The organism is Micrococcus sp. KRD026 (assembly GCF_017168445.1).
In the GTDB taxonomy this organism is placed as follows: domain Bacteria; phylum Actinomycetota; class Actinomycetes; order Actinomycetales; family Micrococcaceae; genus Micrococcus; species Micrococcus luteus.
The window spans coordinates 287-21,222 of sequence record NZ_JABFBA010000021.1; the positions used below are offsets into that span (position 1 = coordinate 287).

Consider the following 20,936-nt stretch of genomic DNA (forward strand, 5'->3'; position numbering starts at 1 on the left):
TCCCGCAGGTCGAAGCAGCCGACCTCGTCCGTGGGCCCGAAGCGGTTCTTCACCGCACGCACCAGGCGCAGCCGTGAGTGGCGGTCCCCCTCGAACTGGCAGACCACGTCCACGAGGTGCTCGAGCAGCCGCGGGCCGGCGATGGTCCCGTCCTTCGTCACGTGGCCCACCAGGACCGTGGTGATCCCCTTCTCCTTGGCCGTGCGGATGAGGCTGGCCGCCACCTCGCGCACCTGGCTGACGCCCCCGGCGATCCCGTCCACCTCGGTGGACTGCAGGGTCTGCACGGAGTCCACGATCACCAGCTCCGGGTCCGTCCGCTCGATCTGCCCCAGTGCCCGGCCCAGGTCCGTCTCCGCCGTCAGACGCAGGGTGTCCGCGATCGCCCCGATCCGGTCTGCGCGGGAGCGCACCTGCGCCGCCGACTCCTCACCCGTCAGGTACAGCACCGAGCGCGGCCCGCCGCCTCCCGCGCCGCGGGCCGTCTGGGCGGCCACGTCCAGCAGCAGCGTGGACTTGCCGATGCCCGGCTCTCCGGCCAGCAGGATCACCGCACCCGGCACGAGGCCGCCGCCGAGCACGCGGTCCAGCTCGCGCACCCCCGTGGAGCGGAACGAGGCCAGCGTGGCGTCCACGTCCGCGATGCGCGGCGCGACCTCCGCGACGGTGGCCGCGCGCGTGCGACCGGTGGTGGACGTCAGGCCGATCTCCTCGACCGTGCCCCACGACTGGCACTCCCCGCAGCGGCCGACCCACTTCACGGTGGTCCAGCCGCACTCGGTGCAGCGGTATCCGGGGGCGCGCTTCGGGGCGGTCTTGGTGGCCATGCGCCCACTCTAGGAGCCGGGGCGGACGCGTTAACCGGCCCGCGCACGGCCCGACGTCGACCGCCGGGGCCGCGCGCCGCCGTCGGGCTCAGACGCGGGGCAGGTAGGCCCGCGCCTCGTCGTGCTCGGCGCCCGTGGCCTCGATGAGGTCCACCATCATGGGCCGCAGCAGCATCACGAGCGCCTCGCCGTGCACGGATCCGCCGCCCAGCTGGTGCGGGTCCAACGCGGAGGCGGACGCCCCCAGGGCGTCCCGCGCCACGGACAGCGAGCGATGGCGGCCCTCGGCCTGGGGTTCCACGAGGGACCGGTGCAGGATCTCGACGGCGTCCGCGGCGTCGTCGAACCAGGCGGCCAGGCGCTCGCGGACGTCGTCGTCGAGCACGCCCTCGTCCAGGGCCGAGACCACCCGCCGGGCCACGATCCGCAGGGAGCGCACCGCCAGATCCGAGCGGTCCGCCGCGTTCACCGCGTCCTCCACGAAGGAGCGCGAGGAGCGGTGCAGCGGGTTGAACACGGTCTGCTCATGTGTGACGCGCAGCTCCTTGCGCAGCGCCTCCAGCGTGGTGTGCGTGCCGCGGCTGGCCACGAGCGCCATCCAGGCGGTGCGGGAGTCGTCCTCCCGCAGGGCCCGGGAGAGGTCGCGCAGCACCGTGGCGATCGAGTCGTAGAGCCCACCCAGCTGACGCACCGCGGGACGGCGCACGTCCTGGGGCGAGAGGAACGTGACGAGCAGGGCCAGGACGCCGCCCACGATCGCGTCCTGGCTGCGGACGAACGGCCCTCCCGTGCCGATGGGCAGGAGGACCACGAGGACGGACTGCAGGGACATCTGCATCGTGAACGTGGCGCCGGAGTCCAGGAACCGGGCCACCATCACGGACACGAACAGGACCACCGAGGCCTGCCACAGGCCGCGGCCGAGCCCGACCATGAGCAGGTCCCCGATCAGGATGCCGACGGTGCAGCCGACGGCGACCTCGGCCACCTTGCGCAGCTTCGGCTCCCGTTGGAAGCCGAGGGCGATCAGCAGGGCGGTGGAGGCGAACAGGGGCTGCTGGTGGCCCAGGACGGTCTCCGCGAACCAATAGGCGCCCACCGCGCAGACCGCGACGAGGGCGGCCTGGCCCACGGAGGAGCGGACGCGGGACCAACCCGCACGGGCGCGCCGACGCAGGAAGCGGCCGAGGCGCTCCCCGCGGGTCTGGGGGTCGACCATCGGCACCGTGCCCGTGGCGGTGGCGAAGCGGTCCGTCATGCGGCCAGCCTAGTCCGACGCCGCGGAACCCCCGCCGTGCGAGGCTCAACCAGGCATTGTGACCCACTGCACAGCCAGATCCTACGAATGCCGCCCCAGTTCACCATCTGTTCACCCCGGCCGAGCACTCGATTCACCTCGGGACCGTACGGTCGAGTGCGGTGCAGAACCGGGCCAGCCGGACGCTCTGCCCTCACCGTCGTCATCCGATTGAAAGAGGCTCTTCGTGAAGGCTCTCCGCTTCGGCCGCTCCGCCGCCCTCCTGTCCGTGGCCGCCATCGCCCTGACCGCCTGCTCCTCCGCGGACAGCGGCAACGGCGGCTCCGATGCCTCCGGCTCCGCCGGCGGCGAGCATGCCTCCGGCTCCGCCGGCGGCGAGCAGGGCACCACCTCCGAGGTCCAGGGCAACCTGGTCGGCGCCGGCGCCTCCTCGCAGGAGGCGGCCATGACCGCCTGGACCCAGGGCGTCACCGAGACCGCTCCGAACCTGACCGTGCAGTACTCCCCGGACGGCTCCGGTGCCGGTCGTGAGAAGTTCCTCGCCGGTGCCACCTCCTTCGCCGGCTCCGACGCCGCCCTCAAGGAGGAGGAGGCTGAGTCCGCCAAGAAGAACTGCGGCGACGAGGGCGCGTTCCACGTGCCGGCCTACATCTCCCCGATCGCCGTGGCCTACAACCTGCCGGGCGTCGATGACGTCAAGATGGACGCCGAGACCATCGCCAAGGTGTTCTCCGGCGAGATCAAGAACTGGAACGACGAGGCCATCGCCGCGCAGAACGAGGGCGTCGAGCTGCCCGACACCCCGATCACCGTCGTGCACCGTTCCGACGACTCGGGCACCACCGAGAACTTCACCGCCTACCTCACCGAGGCCGCCGGCGATGCCTGGTCCTACGACGAGGTCGAGACCTGGCCGTCCGACATCACCGCCGAGTCCGCCCAGGGCACCAAGGGTGTCGTGGGCCTGGCCTCCCAGACCGAAGGCGCCATCACCTACGCCGACGCCTCCGCCGTGGGCGAGCTGGGCACCGTGTCCGTGAAGGTCGGCGAGGAGTACGTGAAGTACTCCGCCGAGGCCGCGGCCGCGACCGTCGAGAAGTCCGAGGCCAAGGAGGACGGCTCGATCGAGCTCGACCGCGCCACCGACGAGTCCGGCGTGTACCCCGTCGTGCTGGTCTCCTACCACATCTACTGCAACCAGTACGAGTCGCAGGAGACCGTGGACCAGGTCAAGGCCTTCGCCGAGTACGTCGTGTCCGAGGACGGTCAGAAGACCGCCGAGGAGTCCGCGGGCAACGCCCCGATCTCCGAGGACACCCGCAAGAAGGCCATGGAGCGCATCGAGGCCATCTCGGTCAAGGGCTGATGTCGCTTCTTGTCGGCTGACCCACCGCCGCTTCGGCCGCCGGGCCCCACGGGCCCGGCGGCTGAAGCCGCGTCAGGGCACTCGTTCGTCGCGGCCCGTCCATCACCACGCACGTCGATCTGAGGGAAGGCACCGTGTCCTCAACCACCAACGAGGCGGCACCGAAGCCGTCCAGCCTGCGCGGCCCCCGCCGCGGAGCCGCCGGAGACAAGCTCCTCTCCGGCGGGGCCCTGGCGGCCGCCGTCCTGATCCTGCTCGTGCTCGCCTTCGTGGCGGTCTTCCTCCTGACGGAGGCATGGCCTGCCCTGCAGCCGGGCGCGGAGCTCGTGTCTGCGGACTCCTTCTTCCAGTACGTGTGGCCGCTCATGGCCGGCACCGTGATGGTGTCGATCATCGCTCTGCTCATCGCCACCCCGGTCGCGATCGGTGTCGCCCTGTTCATCTCGCACTATGCGCCCCCGCGCATCGCGCAGTCGGTGGGCTTCGTGATCGATCTGCTGGCCGCGATCCCCTCCGTGGTCTACGGCGTGTGGGGCTGGCTGACGCTCGCTCCGCTGATGGTGCCGATCTACGGCTGGCTCAACGAGAACCTGGGCTTCATCCCGTTCTTCGGCGGCTCGGCCACCACCACGGGCCGCACCCTGCTGACCTCGGGCGTCGTGCTGGCCGTGATGGTCCTGCCGATCATCACCGCGCTCTGCCGTGAGATCTTCACCCAGACCCCGAAGCTCCACGAGGAGGCCGCGCTCGGCCTCGGCGCCACGCGCTGGGAGATGATCAAGATGACCGTGTTCCCGTTCGCCCGGGCCGGCATCATCTCCTCGATCATGCTCGGCCTCGGCCGCGCGCTCGGCGAGACCATGGCGGTCACCATGGTGCTCTCCGGCGGCGTCTTCTCCTGGTCGCTCGTGGAGTCCGGCAGGAACCAGACGATCCCGTCGGAGATCGCGCTCAACTTCCCCGAGGCGTTCAACATGCGCCTGCACGAGCTGATCGCTGCCGGTCTCATGCTCTTCATCATCACCCTGGCGGTGAACATGATCGCCCGCGCGATCGTGAACAAGCACAAGGAATTCTCGGGAGCCAACTGACATGAGCACTGTCTCGACTTCTCCCCGGGCCACCGAGGACAGCGTGACGCCGCGGCGTCACTCCCTGACCGAGGGTCAGAAGCCCGGCTGGACCTGGATGGCCGTCGCAGCTGCCGCGGCCGTCGTCGCCGCCGGCCTGACCGTGCTGCTCAGCGGCGCCTTCAACGTCGTCGGTTTCGTGATCATCGCCGCCATCCTCTACATCGCGGGGCTCTACGTGGCCACCCGCGTGATGGAGAACCGGCGCCGCGCCGCAGACGGCCTGTGCCGCAACCTCGTGTGGCTGGCGTTCCTCGTGGCCCTGGTGCCGCTGGTCTCCGTGCTGTGGTCGGTCCTCTCCGCCGGTCTGCCGACCCTGATCGCCAACCCGCAGATCATGGCGTACGACATGAAGGGCATCACCGGCATCGACGACTCGGCGTGGGTGGAGGACGGCAAGCCCGCCGGCGGGCTCGCGGGCGGTTTCGGCCACGCCCTGATCGGCACCGTCGTGATCACGATCATCGCGACCCTGATCTCCGTGCCGATCGGCATGCTCACCTCCATCTACCTGGTGGAGTACAGCCGCGGCGGCTGGTTCTCCCGCGCCATCGTGTTCTTCGTGGACGTCATGACCGGCATCCCCTCGATCGTGGCCGGCCTCTTCGCCTACGCCGCGATCACGTGGGTCCTGACCCTGGTCACCGGCAGCAAGTCCACCGCACTGCAGTCCGTGCAGATGGGTCTCACGGCCGCGATCGCGCTCTCGGTGCTCATGATCCCCGTGGTCGTGCGATCCACGGAGGAGATGCTCCGTGTGGTGCCCAACGAGCTGCGCGAGGGCGCCTACGCCCTCGGCGTGCGCAAGTGGCAGACCATCGCCAAGGTGGTCCTGCCCACCGCGATCTCCGGCATCGCCTCCGGCGTCACCCTGGCCATCGCCCGCGTGGCGGGCGAGACCGCGCCGATCCTCGTGACGGCCGGCTTCGCCACCAGCATCAACTGGAACCCGTTCGACAACTGGATGACCGCGCTGCCGGTGTACATCTACCGCCAGCTGGTCGCCCCGACCTCGCCTACGGCGGCGGACCCCTCGACCGCCCGCGCCTGGGCAGCCGCCCTGCTGCTCGTCACCATCGTCATGCTGCTCAACCTGGCGGCACGGTTCATCGCCAAGGCGTTCGCCCCCAAGAAGGGCCGGTGAGGCCCGGCCGCCCGGAATCCCCCGGGCGGCCGGCCCCGACCCCGTCGCACCCCCCCCAGAGACTTCCACGAAGGAACAGAACCACTCATGTCCAAGCGCATCCAGGCCATCGACGTCGATGTCTTCTACGGCAAGTTCAAGGCCGTCGAGGGCGTCAACATCGACATCGCCCCCCGCTCCGTCACCGCCTTCATCGGCCCCTCCGGCTGCGGCAAGACCACCTTCCTGCGCAGCATCAACCGCATGCACGAGGTGCTCCCCGGCGCCACCGTGGACGGCCAGCTCCTGCTCGACGGCGAGGACATCTACGGGCCCGGTGTGGACCCGGTCCGCGTCCGTTCCCAGATCGGCATGGTCTTCCAGCGCCCGAACCCGTTCCCCACGATGTCCATCCGCGACAACGTGCTGGCCGGCTACAAGCTCAACGGCACCCGCCTGAACAAGTCCCGTGCGGACGAGCTCGTGGAGAAGTCCCTGCGCGGCGCCAACCTGTGGAACGAGGTCAAGGACCGCCTCGACAAGCCCGGCTCCGGCCTCTCCGGCGGTCAGCAGCAGCGTCTGTGCATCGCCCGCTCCATCGCGGTGCAGCCCGACGTGATCCTCATGGACGAGCCCTGCTCCGCGCTCGACCCGATCTCCACCCTCGCCGTCGAGGACCTGATCAACGAGCTCAAGGAGGAGTACACGGTCATCATCGTCACGCACAACATGCAGCAGGCCGCGCGCGTGGCGGACAAGACCGCGTTCTTCAACATCCAGGGCGTCGGCAAGCCCGGCAAGCTGATCGAGTACGACGACACCAACGTCATCTTCAACAACCCCTCGAGCCAGCAGACCGAGGACTACGTCTCCGGCCGTTTCGGCTGAGCCGCCCCGCGCTCCGTCCCCGACCCCGTCCGGCCGCACGCCGGGCGGGGTCGCGGCGTCTGCGGGGCCGGGCGTCGTCGTCGGGCGCGGCCTCAGGCCAGCGGGAGGAGGGCCAGCGTGCCGAGGAGGCCGAGGAGGGCGCAGGCCACCGGCGTGAGCAGCCACCAGCCGACCACGCGCAGCACGGTGGGCCAGCGCACGGACGCGTAGGTCTGCGTCTGGCCGGCGCCCACGATGGCCGCCGTCGCCGTGTGGGTGGAGGACAGGGGCAGGTGGAACACCAGGGATCCGACGAACAGCAGGCCCGCGGGGATGACGGCGGCCACGGACGCCCGCAGGGGGTCGAGGCGCACGAGACGCTCGGTGAGGGTCCAGGCGATCCGCCAGGCGCCGCCCAGCGTGCCGAGCCCGACCGCGAGGGCGAACAGGAACGCGCCCCCCACGAACTCGGCCGTCAGGGCGTCCGGCGCCAGGACGGACCCGGACCCCACCAGCACGGCGGCCCACAGCACCCCCATGCGCTGACCGGCCTGCAGGCCGTGGCCCATGGCCATGGCGCTGGCGGAGATGCCCAACGCGACGCGGGCCCGGTGCTGGACGTTGACCGTGGTGCCGCGGGTGGCGAGCCGCATGGCGGGGGCGGTGAGCAGGCGGGCGAGCGCCCACGCGATCAGGGGCGAGAGCAACAGGCTGAGCAGCACCTCGGCGCGGACGAGGTCGAAGATGGTGTGGGCGACGTCGATGTGCAGGCTCAGGCGCACGGCGAGGTGGCTGCCCGCCAGCGCGGAGATCAGCGCGTGCGTGCTGGAGCCGGGCAGGCGCCGCCACCACAGCAGCAGACCCCACACGAGGGTCACCGCGCAGGACACGCCCACGGCCAGGGGGCCGATCTCGCTGCGCACCGCGGGCGAGGTGAAGTAGTGCACGCTCAGCGTGATGAGCCCGATGCCCAGCAGGGCGCCCACGGTGTTGACCGCTCCGGTCAGGAGGAGGGCTCCGCGCGGGGTCAGCGCCCGGTACCGGACAGGCAGCGCCGCGGCGTTGGGGGCGTCACGGAACCCCATCAGCGCGCCGACGGCGCACAGCAGCACGAGGACGACGGCGAGCCCCGCGGTCACGGCGCCTCCACCGGCTCAGGACTCACGGACGAGCACCATGCCCAGGTCCATGTTCACGCGGGAGAGGGCCTCGAGCGCCGCGTGCAGCGCCCAGGCGACCTCGCGCTGGCGGTTGTAGTCGCGCTGCAGCAGGTCCATGCCGAGGTCGGCGAGCCACTCGACCATGATCCGCTCCGTGCGGCGGGAGGCGCGCAGCAGCTGCATCCACGTGGCCTCCAGGGCGTCGAGGTCGCGCATCTCGGCGGCGCCGCGGGCGAGCAGCTCGGCCTGACGACCCACGGTCTCGAGGACGTCGAGGGCGTGCGTCGGCAGCTCCTCGAGGTCGGCCCGCTGGATCAGCACGCCCGCCGACACGACGCGCCGGGTGGTCGCGTGCACGCCGCTGGCCAGCCGGTAGAGGTCCTGACGGGGCAGCGGAGTCACGTAGGCGCTGCGCAGCGCGGTGAGGAAGGCCATGAGGGTGGCGCTCGAGGACGAGTCGAGCTCCTCGAGCTCACGGGCGGCACGGTCCGCCTCGGGTCCGCGGGTCCCCGCGACCTGGGCCACCAGATGCACGGACCGGTGCAGGGCCTCGGCGAGGTCCGCCATGTGGCGCAGCGCCGGGGTGTCGCGCGTGACGAGCCAGGGCATGCGGGGGGACATGGGCAGCGGTCGCTCTCTCGTCGACGGGTGGCGAAGGGGTCGACGACGACGCCGGACCGGGAACGCCTCTCGGCGGAAGGCCGCTCGCAGCGGCTATGTGTTGGAGCCCGGGGTTACCAGCGGCCCGGCGCCGTCCCCATCAGTCTAGCGATCCGTCCCGAAACGCTCGACCCGCCGCCTCCAGGGCGTCGGCGGTGCTGACCAGGCGCGCGGCCCGGCGGGTGAGGGCGGCGGCGCGGTCCGGGGCGGCGGCCTCGGAGCCCTCGGCGTGCTCGACCTGGCCCAGAGCCACGACGCGGGCGTAGGCCGCGGCGCGCTCGAACGCGACGTCGATCTCGGAGCGGTAGGCGCCCGTGAGGATCGTGTCCGTGAGGCGGCGCAGCTCGGCCGGCCCCGGCGGCTCGACGGCGCCCGCCACGACGCGCGAGGCGTAGGCGGCATGCCCGGCGCGGTACCAGGCGGCCCAGCGCTCGCCGTCGCGGGTCGTCGCCTCCTGGAGCGCGTACAGGCGCCACAGGGCGCCGGCGAGCGAGACGGGCGGGGCGTCCGCCCACAGCTCGGCGAGCGTCTCGACGCCCAGCTCGCGGACCAGCCCGACCAGCCGCTCGACGATGGCCGGGTCCTCCTCCGCGCGGCCGCCGGCCACGAGGGCGTGGGCCAGGCGCGAGGCCGCCGCGGCCACTTCCTGCGGGTCTTCGCCGCCGGCGAAGTGCGTGAGCTCCTGCGGTTCCGAGAGGCGGGGCCGGTGGGGGCGCAGCACGCCCGAGGCGCTCGAGCTGGCGCCGCGGCCGGCGGGCAGGCGGTGACGTGCCATGGGCGGGCTCCCTTCGAGGGCGCATCGGGGTGGGGATGTGGTCGCCGGAGGCGGCGGCCCCGTCCACGGTAGTGCCCCGGACGCCTGGGCTACCATCGGAGGGCACCCGTGAGGGTCGCCGTCGTCGGCCGCGCGCCGTCGTCGTCGGCCGCGGGTGGGGGCCTTTAGCTCAGCTGGCAGAGCATCGGACTTTTAATCCGCCGGTCGCGGGTTCGATCCCCGCAGGGCCCACGCGAAAACGGCCCCTGACCAGGCATGACGCCCGGTCGGGGGTCCTCCCTAGGATGGAGCCATGAGCCCCACGCCCCCACCAGTCACCGAGACGATCAGTTCCGGCCACAGCGTGGTGTGGTCGCGCCCGCCGGCGGAGCGCGCGGGCACGGACCTGGTGCTCGTGTTCCACGGCTACGGCTCCAACGAGGTCCGCGCGGCGCGCCGCCACTTCCCGATGCTCCCGGAGCGGTGCACCGGCCTGGCGGTGCGCGGCGGCTTCGAGATCGACGAGACGGCGTCCGAAGGCCCGGGCGACCCCGGCGCGCACGGCTGGTTCCTGCTCGACCTGCTGCTGCAGTCCGACTTCGCCCAGGTGCTCGCCGCCGCCCACCGCGTGTTCGACGTGCTCTCCGCCGAGGAGGTCGTGGCGGCCGGCTTCCGCACGGTCTCGGTGCTCGGCTTCTCCCAGGGCATGGCCATGGCGACGACGGTCCTGCGTCTGCGCCCCGAGGCGTTCACCTGCGGTGTGGGCCTGAGCGGCTTCGCCGTCGACAACGAGCTGCTGGCCATGCTCGACTCCCCGGCCGAGGGACCGGGCCCGCGCCCGTTCTTCTGGGGCCGGGACGCCGAGGATCCCGTGATCCATCCGGACGCCGTCGCCCACACCCGCGCGTGGGCCGAGGAGCACACCCGCCTGACCGTGCGCACCTACCCCGGGATCCTGCACGGGACCGGCCCCGACGAGGTCCGTGACGTGCGCATCTTCCTCGAGCACTCCCTGCGCGCGGCGACGCCCGGGTCCTGACCGCGGGGGTCGCGCGCCGATACTGTGGCGCGCATGGCAAAGAACTCGACGATCGGCCGGTACGCGTCCGGGAAGGTGAAGGACTTCGGGCTGAAGTCGGCACTCGATGAGAACGGCGAGCCCACGGAGGGCTTCGAGAAGGCCCTCTCCACGGTGTTGGCGGTCCAGCGCCCCCTGGTCCTGAAGAACATCCAGCGCATGGCGGCGAAGCACCCGGGGGAGAGCCCGGAGCGTCTCGCCGAGCGGCTCGGGCAGCAGTACCTGACCACCGTCACGGGGGCCGGTGCCGCCGTGGGCGGCACCGCGATCGTCCCGGGCATCGGCACCGTGGCCGCGCTCGGCCTGTCCGGTGCCGCGGTCGCCGGCTTCATGGAGGCCACCGCCCTCTACGCGCAGTCCCTCGCCGAGCTGCACGGCATCACCACGCAGGACCCGCAGCGCGCCCAGGCCCTCGTCATGGGCCTCATGCTCGGCGACGACGCCAAGGAGCTGCTCCGCGAGGCCGCCGCCAAGGCCGGCCGTCCCTACGACCCGCAGTCCAGCCTCAACGCGCTCGCGGGCACCGCATCGGGCACCGGCATCAGCGCGTTCGTGGTGGATCGCCTCAAGAGGACGTTCATGCGCAAGATGCTCCTGCGGCAGGGTGCCGGCTTCGTGGGCCGCGCCGTGCCGTTCGGCGTGGGCGCCGTGATCGGCGGCGTGGGCAACCGCGCCATGGGCAAGGCCGTGATGGAGAACGCCGCGGAGCTCTTCGGCCCCCTGCCGATGGTGATCCCCGGCGAGATCCGCGAGGGCGTCGCACAGGGGCGCGCCGATGGCACCAAGGACGACGGCGGCGTCTTCGGCGCGATCCGTCGCGCCCTGCCCGGCGGCAAGGACGAGAAAGACGACAGGCAGAAGAAGGGCAAGCCCGCCGCCTGACGGCCCCGCCCCCGCGCTTTCGAACGTGAGAGAGGCCCTATCTCACGTTCGAAAGCGCCCATTCGCCCCATGTCACGTTCGAAAGTGCGGGGCAGGGGCCGCGTCTCAGAGGAACAGTGTCGCCACCCCGTGGATCGCCAGGCCCGCGAGCGCGCCGACGACCGAGCCGTTGATGCGGATGAACTGCAGATCCTTGCCCACGAACAGCTCGAGGGTGCGCGCGGTCTGCTCGCCGTCCCAGCGGGCGACCGTCTCCTCGATCACCCCGGTCACTGCCGGGCCGTAGGAGCTCAGCGCATACGCCGCGGCGCGGCGGGCGTGGCCGTCCACACGGTCGCGCAGCTCGGGGTCCTCCTGCAGGCGGGCGCCGAGGTCGCGCAGGGCGGCCACGAGCGCGCGGTGCAGGTCGGAGGACGGGTCCTCGAGCGCGTCCAGGAGCGAGTCCCGCAGGGAGACCCAGGCCCGCCCGGCCCACGCGCGCAGCCGTTCGTCCGCGAAAAGGTTCCGCTTGAACCGTTCCACCGAGGCGCGGGTGGCCGGCTCGTTCCGCATCTCGTCGGCGAGGCGGTCGAGCCAGTCGTCGACGGCGCGGCGGGCCTCGTGCTGCCGGTCGCGGCGGATGCCGGCGAGGTATTTGAGGGTCTCGGCGTGCAGTCGCTCGGCGAGGAGGCGGTCCACGAGGTCCGGGCTCCACTCGGGGGAGCGGCGGCGCACCGTCTCGACGAACAGCTCGGGGTGGGCGGCCACCCAGTCCCCGGTGTGGGCGACCACGAGGTCCACCACGCGCTCGTGGTGCCGGCCGGCCACCACGTCCTCCAGCACGCCCGCGAGCGTGGGGGACCAGTCCGGGGCCACCATGTGGCGTTCCATCAGCTGGCGCAGCAGCTCCTGGACGGCGTCGTCGTCAGCCGCGGCCATGGCGCCCCGGGCCGCCGTCGCGATCTCCCGGGCGGTGCGGGCCGCGTTCTCCTCACGGCGCAGCCAGCCGCCGGCGGCCTCGGCCACCTTCAATCCGTCGACCTTCTCGTGGGCGACCTCCGAGTCCAGGAAGTTCTCCTGCACGAACTCGGTCAGCGCGGCGCCGAGCTGGTCCTTCTTCCGCGGGATCAGGGCGGTGTGCGGCACGGGCACCCCCATCGGGTGGCGGAACAGCGCCGTGACCGCGAACCAGTCCGCCAGCGCGCCGACCATGCCGCCCTCCGCGGCGGCGCGCACGTAGCCCCACGCCGGGTGGGCGTCCTGCAACGGGAACGCGACCACGAACACCACGGCCAGCAGGATGAGCAGGCCCAGGGCGACGGCCTTCATGCGCCGCAGGCCCGCCGCGCGTTCGAGGGCGCCGGCGCTGAGCAGCTGCTGGGCGGGGTCGGGGGAGAAGGACACGGCAGGCTCCTGATCGCGTGCACCGAATGGTCCCCACCAGTTAACCAGCCGGGCACCCTGCGGTGACGTGGCCGGCACAGGCGCTCCCTAGCCTGGCGGCGTGTCCGCCCTCGTGATCGCCCACCGCGGTGCCTCCGCCGCCTTCCCCGAGCACACCCGCGCCGCCATGCTCCACGCCCTCGCCGTGGGCGCGGACGGTCTCGAATGCGACGTCCAGCTCACGCGGGACCGCGAGGTCGTCTGCTGGCACGACCCCACCGTGGACCGCACCTCGGACGGGCGCGGCGCCGTCGCGGACCACACGCTCGAGCGTCTGCGCGGCCTCGACGTCGTCTCGTGGCACGCCCGGCGCCCGGGGGCCGAGCCCACCACGACGACGGCGCCCCCCGCCGCGTACGGCGGCGCGGGGGAGCAGGTGCTCACCCTGGCCGACCTCCTGGCGATCGCGACGGCCGCGGACCGGCCGCTGCGCCTGGCCGTGGAGCTCAAGCATCCCTCCCCGTTCGGGCATGAGCTCGAGGAACGGGTGCTGCGGGAGCTGCTGCGGGCCGGCTGGGACCCGGAGACCGGCCGGGTGGGTCAGGTGCAGGTGTCCCTCATGAGCTTCCACCCGGACGCGCTGCGCCACGTGGCGCCGCTGGCCGGCACGGACCCCCTCTGCCCCCTGATGGACCTCATGCCGACGGAGCTGCCGACCCGGCTCGCGCGGGGGCCGCTGAGCCGGGCGGCGGTGCGTGCGGCGGCGCGTCAGTCGCTGGCCGGGTCCGAGGCGCTCGTCTGGCGCGGCCGGGCCGGGATGGCGGGGCCCTCCGTGGCCTACGTGCGGGAGCACCTGGCGGACGTGAAGGCGTGGCTGGCGGCGGGGCGGCGGCTGCGCGTGTGGACCGTCGACGAGCGCGAGGACGCCGATTCTCTCCTCGCCCAGGGGGTGCAGGAGCTCACCACCAACCGTCCGGAGGACGTGCTGCGCTGGGTCCGCGAGCGGGCCGCCGCGCGTCGGGAGCGGATGCCCACCGGGGCCTGAGGGCGCCGACGACGGCGCGCATGCTGCTCAAGCTGATCGAGCCGACCTCGGGCGAGATCAGCTTCGAGGGCAAGGACGTGCTGGCGCTGAAGGGGGAGGGGCTCAAGGACTTCCGGCAGCGCGTGCAGGCCGTGTTCCAGGACCCCTTCTCCTCGCTCAATCCCTCGTTCACGGTGGGCCGGATCATCGAGGAGCCGCTGCAGACGTACCGGCGGGGCAACGCCAGGCAGCGGCGGGCGCGCGTGCTCGAGCTCATGGACCAGGTGGCCCTGCCCTCGCACTTCCACCGTCGGTACCCCGCCGAGCTCTCGGGCGGGCAGCGCCAGCGCGTGGCGATCGCCCGGGCGCTCGCGTTGAACCCGGAGCTGATCGTGTGCGACGAGCCGGTCTCCGCGCTGGACGTGCTCGTGCAGGACCAGATCCTCACGCTGCTGCGGCGCCTGCAGGAGGAGCTGGGGCTGAGCTACCTGTTCATCTCGCACGACCTCGCGGTGGTGCGCCTCATCTCGGACTACGTGTGCGTGATGAAGGACGGCGAGGTGGTGGAGGCGGCCAGCTCGGAGGAGGTCTTCACCAACCCCCGGCACCCGTACACCCGCCGCCTGCTCGCCTCGATCCCGGGCAACGAGCTGGGCATCGCCGTCGAGGCGGACGGCACCCACGTCTGAGCGCTGACCGGGCCGGACGGTCGGGTGCAGAAGCGCCCCGTTCGTGTCGACCGAGCCGCAGCGACATCACTGCCGGGCGGACCGGCGGCGATGTCGCTGGGCGTCGGTCGGACGGTCGGGCGCGGTGCTCAGCGGGCGAGCTCCCACGTCAAGCGGGCGATCGCCTGCTCCTCGTCCGTGGGGACCACGAGGACCGGGATCGCCGACTCCGGCGCGGAGATCGTGTGGGGCCCGGCCACGCGGGCGCGGTTGGCCTCGGCGTCGTAGGCCACCCCGAGCGCCCCGAGCCGGTCGAGCACGCGCGCCCGGAACGGAGCCGAGTTCTCGCCGATCCCGGCGGTGAACACGATCGCCTGCGCCCCGCCCACGGCCACGTGGTAGCCGCCCACGTACTTGGCCAGCCGGTAGGAGGCCACGTCCAGGGCGTTGCGGGCGCGGCCGTCCCCGGAGGCGGCGTTCTCCAGCACCTGGCGCATGTCCGCCTCCCCGGCCAGGCCCAGCAGGCCGGAGCGCCTGTTCATGAGGGTGTCCAGCTCCTCGGCGTCGTAGCCGTGGTTCCGCATGAGGTGGGTGACCACGGAGGGGTCCAGGTCGCCGGAGCGGGTGCCCATCACCAGGCCGGCCAGCGGGGTGTAGCCCATGGAGGTGTCCACGGAGACGCCGTCGCGGATGGCGGTGGCGGAGGCGCCGTTGCCCAGGTGCAGCACCACGGCCCGGAACTCCCCCCGCGGGATGCCCAGATGCTCCGCGGCGAGGCCGGTGACGAGGTCGTGGCTCGTGCCGTGGAAGCCGTAGCGGCGGATGCCGTGCTCCGTGTAGACCTCGTCCGGCAGGGCGTACTGCCAGGCCTCGCGGGGCATGGTCTGGTGGAACGAGGTGTCGAACACGACCACCTGGGGCATGTCCGGCCAGCGCTCGGCCATGGCGCGCAGCCCCTGGGCGGCGGCGGGGTTGTGCAGCGGGGCCAGCGGGGCGAGGCGCTCGATCGCGCGGATCACCTCGTTGGTCACCCGGGCCGGGGCGGTGAACCGCTCGCCGCCGTGGACCACGCGGTGGCCGGCGGCGTCGATGGTGCGCCCGCCGGTCGCCTCGGCCAGCTCGGCCTCCACCTGCTCGAGGGCGGCGGCGTGGTCCGGCACGCCGGAGCCGGGGACGCCGATGCGCTCCACCAGGCCCTGGGCGAGGACGGGCACCGGGGCGTCCGTGCCGTCGTCGGCCAGCTCACGGAGCTGGTACTTCAGGGACGACGAGCCGGAGTTGATGACAAGGACGAGCACGGGGGACTCCTTCCGGGGCGTCAGCCCTGGGCCTGGGCCTGGATGGCGGTGATGGCGACGGTGTTGACGATGTCCTCCACGGTGGTGCCGCGGGAGAGGTCGTTGACGGGCTTGTTCAGGCCCTGCAGCACGGGCCCGACGGCGACCGCCCCGGAGGACTGCTGGACGGCCTTGTAGGTGTTGTTGCCGGTGTTCAGGTCCGGGAACACGAACACGGTGGCCTGGCCGGCCACCTCGGAGCCGGGCATCTTCGAGGCCGCGACGGAGGCGTTGACGGCGGCGTCGTACTGCAGCGGGCCCTCCACCTTCAGCTCGGGGGCACGCTCCCTCACGAGCTCCGTGGCGGCGCGGACCTTGTCCACGGACTGCCCGGAGCCGGAGGCGCCCGTGGAGTAGGAGAGCATGGCGACGCGCGGGTCCACCCCGAACTGGGCGGCGGTGGCCGCGGACGCCACGGCGATGTCCGCGAGCTGCTGCGCGTCCGGGTCCGGGTTCACGGCGCAGTCGCCGTACACGAGGGCGCGGTCCGGCAGCAGCATGAAGAACACCGATGAGACGATCGAGACGCCCGGCTTCGTCTTCACGAACTCCAGCGCGGGGCGGATGGTGTTGGCGGTGGTGTGGGCGGCGCCGGAGACCATGCCGTCCACGTCGCCCAGGTGGACCATCATCGTGCCGAAGTAGGCGCCCTCCTGCATGACCTCGCGGGCGCGCTCGGCGTCCACGCCCTTGTGGGCGCGCAGCCGGGCGTACTCCTGCGCGTAGCGCTCCAGGTCCGGGGAGTCGGCGGGGTCCACGAGCTCGATCCCGCTCAGGTCCACGCCCTCGCGGGAGGCCAGCTCCCGCACGGCGGCGGCCGGGCCGAGCACCACGAGGTCGCAGACGTCGCGGCGCTGGAGGATCTCGGCGGCGCGCAGCACGCGGGCATCCTCGCCCTCGGGCAGCACGATCCGGCGGCGGTCCGTGCGGGCGCGGGAGATCAGCTCGTGCAGGAAGCGCAGAGGGGTGACGACGTCGGTGCGTGGCAGGTCGAAGCGGGCCAGCAGCTCGTCCCCGTCCACGCGCTGGTGCCAGGTGCCCAGGGCGGCGGCGGTCTTGCGGGGCTGGGCGCTGGAGAGCTCGGAGCGCACCCGGGAGACCTTCGCGGCGGTGGTGAACGTGTCGTCGTGGGTGACGAACACGGGGAAGGCCGCGCCCAGGTAGAGCCGCTGGAGCTGGCGGTTCGGGAGGATGCCGTTGGTGAGGATCATGCCGGAGGGGGTGGGGAAGTCCGGGGTCAGCGAGGAGGCCACGGTGGCCAGGATCGCGTCGGAGCGGTCGCCGGAGACGATCACGAGCGCGCCCTCGCGCAGGACCTCGAGGAAGTTGCCGCCCTCCATGGAGACGGCCTTGACCTCGGCGACGTCGCGGTCCAGCGTCTCCTGCCCGGCCATCTGCTCGAGCCCGAGCGCGTCCGCCACCTCGGCCACCGAGGGGTGCGCGAGCTCGGTCAGCTCGGGCAGCACGTACACGGGCCAGGCGTGGCGGCCGGGGCGCACGGCCGCGCCGACGGCGTCGAGGTCACGGGGGTCCGCGCGGTTGACCATGACGGCCAGCAGCTCGACGCCGGCGTCGTCGAGGGTGCGCCGGGCCAGGTCCACGACGTCGGCCGCCTGCTCGGGTGTCAGGTCCGCGCCGGAGACCACGGCGACCACGGGGGTGCCGAGGTTGCGGGCGAGCTGGGCGTTGAGGTCGAGGTCGGCGGCCGGGTCCGGGCTGATCAGGTCGGTGCCCTCCACCACCACGACGCCGCCCGCCGCCCGCATGGCGTCGTACTGCTCCACGCAGCGCTGCTGGACCTCGTCGCCGCGGCCCTCGGCCATGAGGGTGCGGGCCTCGGCCGCGGTGAGGCCGCCGCGGGCCTGCTCCGGGGAGAGGCCGTACTGCTCGCGCATCAGCAGCACCATGGGGTCGGTCTCCACGTCGTCGCCGGGCACCACGGGGCGGAAGTAGCCCACCGTGCCGGAGCGCCGGTACAGCGAGTCGGCCAGGCCCAGGCTGACGAGGGACTTGCCGGCGCCGGTGGACGTGGTGGAGACGAAGATTCCCTGGGGCATGGCGGACCTTCCGGTGGAGGACGGGGCTCGTCGTTCACGGTACCGAGGCCGCGGCGTCGGGGCCCGTCCCGGCCGACGCGGATCGACGTGAGTGAGGCGTGTCTCTCACGCGCGTAATACACATGACTGCACTCGCCCCGTCAAGCATTAAGGACCCTCCCATGGCAACGAGAGCCGACCGCGGCCGCCCCGTGCACAACCCCGACATCATCGGGTTCACGGACGCCGAGCTCAACGAGACCCCCATCCGGCCGAAGTGGAACTCGCTGGGACCCGGCATCGTGGCGGCCGCCACGGGCGTGGGCGCCGCGGACCTCGTGGCCACCCTCACCGCCGGCTCCCGCTACGGCTACATGCTCCTGTGGGCCGTGATCCTGGGCGTGATCTTCAAGATCGTGCTCGTGGAGGGCGTGGGCCGCTGGTACCTGTCCACCGGCAAGACGATCTTCCAGGGCTGGCGCTCGCTGGGCTCCTGGACCTCCTGGTACTTCGGCCCCTACATCCTGATCTGGGGCTTCGTGTACGGCGCCACCGCCATGAGCTCGGCCGCGCTGCCCCTGGCCGCGCTGTTCCCGGGCGTGGACATGAAGGTCTACGCGATCGGCCTGGGCCTCGTGGGCCTGGGCCTGGTGTGGCTGAACCGGTACGGGCTGATCGAGAAGCTCATGGCGGTGCTGATCGGCGTCATGTTCCTGACCGTCCTGCTCTCCGCGGCGCTCACCGCCCCCAACGTGGGCGACATCCTCGCCGGCCTGGTCCCGCGCATCCCGTCCGGCGACCCGGACGTCATGTTCTACGTGCTCGGCCTGGCCGGCGGCGTGGGCGGCACCATCACCCTCGGCGCGTACGCCTACTGGCTGCGGGAGAAGGGCTGGAACGTCCCGAAGTACATGCGGGTGATGAAGTTCGACAACGCGACGTCGTACATCCTCACCGGCATCTTCGTGATCGCCACCATGATCATGGGCGTCGAGCTGCTCCACTCGGCCGGCCTGGCGATCTCCTCCGGTGACCGCGGCCTGCTCGACGTCGGCAACGTGCTCGCCGAGCGCTACGGCCAGGCGTACTCCGTGGTGTTCCTGGTGGGCTTCTTCGCCGCGTCCTTCTCCTCGCTTCTGGGCGTGTGGCACGGCGTCTCCCTGATGTTCGCGGACTTCTGGACGAACTTCCGCCGCCCCGCGGACGAGCTCGACCAGGACGACGCCCCCTCGCTGGCCTCGAAGCCGGGCCGCTTCTTCCTGCTGTGGCTGACCTTCCCGCCGATGACCCTGCTGTTCCTGGATCGCCCGATCTTCCTGATCCTGCTCTACGGCACGCTCGGCGCCTTGTTCATGCCGTTCCTGGCCGTGACGCTGCTGTTCCTGAACAACAAGAAGGAGGTGCCGGCCCAGTTCCGCAACGGCTGGATCCGCAACACGCTGCTGGGCCTGACGGCCGCCGTGTTCGTGGCGATCGGCGTGAACGAGCTGTGGAAGGCCCTGCAGCCGCTGATCGGGGGCTGACCGGGTGGCCGGCCGGGTGGGCTCCGACTCGGCCGGCCCTGGCCGGTGACCACGGGCGGCGCAGCGGGCACACTGGTGCCATGATCGTCGCCTTCTCCGTCGCTCCCTCCGGCCAGCCCGCCGACTCCGCCCACCTGCCCGGGGACGCGGACACCGCCTCCGTGCACCGGGCGGTGGCCGCCGCCGTCGCCGTGGTCCGCGCCTCCGGCCTGCCCCACCGCACCTCCTCGATGTTCACGGAGATCGAGGGCGACTGGGACGAGGTGATGGAGGTCGTGCGCGGCGCCGTGGACGCGGTCTCCTCGTACGGCTCCCGGGTCTCGCTCGTGCTGAAGGCGGACATCCGCCCCGGCCACACCGGCGAGCTGGACGGCAAGCTCGAGCGCCTCGAGTCGGCCCTCGCCGAGGACGAGGGGCGGCGCGCCGCCCCGGCCCCGCACGACGGCGACCTCCCCGCTGCCCCCCCGGACGCTTTCGTTCGAGAAACGGCGCCGTGTCGAGGCGCTTTCGTTCGAGAAATGGCCGCCGCGCCGGCGGCCCAGAGGAGCAGCCCGTGCCTGAGTCTGTGACCGTGCGCCCCGCCGCCCCCGGGGACGTCGAGGCGCTGCTGCGCGTCAAGGCGCGGTCGTGGCGGGAGGCCTACGGCGCGCTCCTGCCGTCCGCGTACCTGGACGCGATCGAGGCCCGGATCCCGGAGGACGTACCCGCGTGGACCGCGCTGATCGGACCGGACCGAGACCTCTGGGTCGCCGACGACGGCGGCCGGCTGCTCGGCGTGGCGCTCGCGGGCCCGCGTCGCTCGGCGGCGGAGACGGGCCGGACGGGCGCGGACGACGCGGCCGCATCGCCCGCCGACCTGCCCGATGTGGAGCTCATGGTGCTCTACGTCCTGGCCGAGGCGTACGGGACCGGCCTGGGAGCGCGCCTGCTGGACGCCGTCGTCGGGGAGCGTCCCGCGATGCTGCGCGTCCTCGCCGAGAATCCGCGGGCCGTGGCGTTCTACGCCAAGCACGGGTTCGCGGCCGTGGGGGCGCCGGAGCCGATGACCGGCCCGTGGGCCGGCCTGCACGAGCAGCTGATGGTGCGCCGTCGCCCGCACGACGGCGGTGCGGCGTGAGTCGCCGGTCATCGGCGCGCCGGGGCCGGGCCGCGGGCGGATCCGCCGGCCCCGCCGGGATCGAGCCGGGCGTCCACGCGATCACCCACGGCACCGCCGAGATCCGCGAGGACGCCTTCGAGCCGGACGCGTTCATCCTCTACGTCAACGGCGTCGAGTCCTCGCCGCTGGACCCCGAGCGCCCCGAACGCATGGCCTTCGAGTACATGCGCTGGGCCGCCGCGGCCGTCCGGGCGCACTGGCCGGAGCCCACGCCGCTGCGGGCCCTGCACCTGGGCGGCGCGGGCTGCGCGCTCGCCCGCTGGGTGGACCACGCGTACCCGGGCTCCCACCAGACCGCGGTGGAGATCGACGCCGGCCTGGCCGCCCTCGCCCGCGAGCGCTTCGGCCTGCCCCGCGCCCCGGCCCTGCGCATCCGCGTGGCAGACGCCGCCGAGGTCCTGGCCACGGCCCACCCGGCCAGCCGCGACCTGATCATCCGCGACGTCTTCGCCCCGGACCCCACGGACCTGACCGGTGCCCGCCACATCACCCCGCCGGGCCTCACCGGCCTGGACGCGGCCCGCGCCGCCGCGCGGGTCCTCGCCCCGGGCGGGCTGTACGTGCTCAACGTGGGCGGCGGGCCGGACCTGACGTCGGTGCGGGCGGACGTGGCTGCCGTCGTCGCCGCGTTCGAGCACGTCGAGGTGATCGCGGATCCGCCCATGCTCAAGGGGCGGCGCCGCGGCAACGTCATCGTGGCGGCCTCGGACGCCCCCGTGGCC

At 72.8% G+C, this 20,936-nt stretch carries 18 protein-coding genes, 1 tRNA gene and 2 pseudogenes; 13 read left to right on the plus strand and 8 right to left on the minus strand.

The window, feature by feature from the left end:
• Both J1M40_RS07110 and J1M40_RS07115 read right to left on the minus strand, forming a co-directional pair.
• The coding region (locus tag J1M40_RS07110) for an AAA family ATPase (protein ID WP_206450638.1) at positions 1-827 on the minus strand (827 nt) is incomplete at its 3' end.
• An 88-nt stretch (positions 828-915) separates the two neighbouring features.
• Positions 916-2,085 (minus strand): aromatic acid exporter family protein, encoded by a 1,170-nt coding sequence (locus J1M40_RS07115; protein WP_070709026.1) that lies wholly within the window; start codon positions 2,083-2,085, stop codon positions 916-918.
• 226 nt (positions 2,086-2,311) lie between these two features.
• On the opposite strand from J1M40_RS07115, the gene pstS reads away from it, so the two are divergent.
• The 4 genes from pstS (at position 2,312) to pstB (ending at position 6,592) form a co-directional block, all read left to right on the plus strand.
• Positions 2,312-3,451, plus strand: coding sequence for a phosphate ABC transporter substrate-binding protein PstS (gene pstS / locus J1M40_RS07120; RefSeq protein ID WP_206450639.1), 1,140 nt, complete (start codon positions 2,312-2,314; stop codon positions 3,449-3,451).
• A gap of 134 nt (positions 3,452-3,585) precedes the next feature.
• Positions 3,586-4,542: a phosphate ABC transporter permease subunit PstC gene (gene pstC / locus J1M40_RS07125; RefSeq protein WP_049147798.1), complete on the plus strand. Its 957-nt coding sequence runs from the start codon at positions 3,586-3,588 to the stop codon at positions 4,540-4,542.
• A 1-nt stretch (position 4,543) separates the two neighbouring features.
• Entirely contained in the window at positions 4,544-5,725 is a 1,182-nt protein-coding gene (pstA, locus tag J1M40_RS07130) for a phosphate ABC transporter permease PstA (RefSeq protein WP_036384203.1), read from the plus strand.
• A gap of 87 nt (positions 5,726-5,812) precedes the next feature.
• A complete protein-coding gene (pstB, locus tag J1M40_RS07135; protein ID WP_036384205.1) occupies positions 5,813-6,592 on the plus strand; it encodes a phosphate ABC transporter ATP-binding protein PstB in 780 nt (259 codons plus the stop codon).
• A 92-nt stretch (positions 6,593-6,684) separates the two neighbouring features.
• Here pstB and J1M40_RS07140 read toward each other — a convergent pair whose 3' ends face one another.
• The 3 genes from J1M40_RS07140 to J1M40_RS07150 all read right to left on the minus strand — a co-directional run bounded on the left by J1M40_RS07140 (position 6,685) and on the right by J1M40_RS07150 (position 9,166).
• Positions 6,685-7,710, minus strand: a complete 1,026-nt coding sequence (locus J1M40_RS07140; RefSeq protein ID WP_078025975.1) for an inorganic phosphate transporter — start codon at positions 7,708-7,710, stop codon at positions 6,685-6,687.
• A 15-nt stretch (positions 7,711-7,725) separates the two neighbouring features.
• Positions 7,726-8,352, minus strand: a complete 627-nt coding sequence (locus J1M40_RS07145) for a hypothetical protein (RefSeq protein WP_036314859.1) — start codon at positions 8,350-8,352, stop codon at positions 7,726-7,728.
• A 139-nt stretch (positions 8,353-8,491) separates the two neighbouring features.
• Complete coding sequence (locus J1M40_RS07150) at positions 8,492-9,166, minus strand: hypothetical protein (RefSeq protein ID WP_041103592.1); 675 nt, start codon at positions 9,164-9,166, stop codon at positions 8,492-8,494.
• A gap of 158 nt (positions 9,167-9,324) precedes the next feature.
• Here J1M40_RS07150 and J1M40_RS07155 point away from each other — a divergent pair.
• The 3 genes from J1M40_RS07155 (at position 9,325) to J1M40_RS07165 (ending at position 11,105) form a co-directional block, all read left to right on the plus strand.
• Positions 9,325-9,397 (plus strand) — tRNA-Lys (locus J1M40_RS07155).
• Between the two features lie 61 nt (positions 9,398-9,458).
• Positions 9,459-10,184 (plus strand): alpha/beta hydrolase, encoded by a 726-nt coding sequence (locus tag J1M40_RS07160; protein WP_041103593.1) that lies wholly within the window; start codon positions 9,459-9,461, stop codon positions 10,182-10,184.
• Positions 10,185-10,217: 33 nt separating this feature from the next.
• Positions 10,218-11,105, plus strand: coding sequence for a hypothetical protein (locus J1M40_RS07165; RefSeq protein ID WP_113914118.1), 888 nt, complete (start codon positions 10,218-10,220; stop codon positions 11,103-11,105).
• A 105-nt stretch (positions 11,106-11,210) separates the two neighbouring features.
• Here J1M40_RS07165 and J1M40_RS07170 read toward each other — a convergent pair whose 3' ends face one another.
• Entirely contained in the window at positions 11,211-12,488 is a 1,278-nt protein-coding gene (locus J1M40_RS07170) for a DUF445 domain-containing protein (protein WP_206450640.1), read from the minus strand.
• A 100-nt stretch (positions 12,489-12,588) separates the two neighbouring features.
• On the opposite strand from J1M40_RS07170, the gene J1M40_RS07175 reads away from it, so the two are divergent.
• The gene (locus tag J1M40_RS07175) at positions 12,589-13,512 is read left to right on the plus strand and encodes a glycerophosphodiester phosphodiesterase (protein WP_113914119.1); all 924 of its coding nucleotides are present in this window, start codon (positions 12,589-12,591) and stop codon (positions 13,510-13,512) included.
• An 8-nt stretch (positions 13,513-13,520) separates the two neighbouring features.
• Positions 13,521-14,180: pseudogene (locus J1M40_RS07180) on the plus strand (ATP-binding cassette domain-containing protein); the annotation flags it as partial.
• 128 nt (positions 14,181-14,308) lie between these two features.
• On the opposite strand, the gene J1M40_RS07185 reads toward J1M40_RS07180, so the two are convergent.
• Entirely contained in the window at positions 14,309-15,457 is a 1,149-nt protein-coding gene (locus tag J1M40_RS07185; RefSeq protein WP_041103599.1) for an acetate/propionate family kinase, read from the minus strand.
• A gap of 20 nt (positions 15,458-15,477) precedes the next feature.
• Positions 15,478-17,553 (minus strand): phosphate acetyltransferase, encoded by a 2,076-nt coding sequence (gene pta, locus J1M40_RS07190; protein ID WP_206450641.1) that lies wholly within the window; start codon positions 17,551-17,553, stop codon positions 15,478-15,480.
• A 161-nt stretch (positions 17,554-17,714) separates the two neighbouring features.
• Here pta and J1M40_RS07195 point away from each other — a divergent pair, with 161 nt between their 5' ends.
• From J1M40_RS07195 to J1M40_RS07210, 4 genes and pseudogenes are all read left to right on the plus strand, one after another.
• A complete protein-coding gene (locus J1M40_RS07195) occupies positions 17,715-19,055 on the plus strand; it encodes an Nramp family divalent metal transporter (RefSeq protein WP_041103600.1) in 1,341 nt (446 codons plus the stop codon).
• An 80-nt stretch (positions 19,056-19,135) separates the two neighbouring features.
• Positions 19,136-19,465, plus strand: a pseudogene (locus J1M40_RS07200) (MTH1187 family thiamine-binding protein); the annotation flags it as partial.
• A 143-nt stretch (positions 19,466-19,608) separates the two neighbouring features.
• A complete protein-coding gene (locus J1M40_RS07205; RefSeq protein WP_044658644.1) occupies positions 19,609-20,172 on the plus strand; it encodes a GNAT family N-acetyltransferase in 564 nt (187 codons plus the stop codon).
• The coding region (locus J1M40_RS07210; RefSeq protein WP_206450642.1) for a fused MFS/spermidine synthase at positions 20,169-20,936 on the plus strand (768 nt) is incomplete at its 3' end. The genes J1M40_RS07205 and J1M40_RS07210, both read left to right, overlap by 4 nt.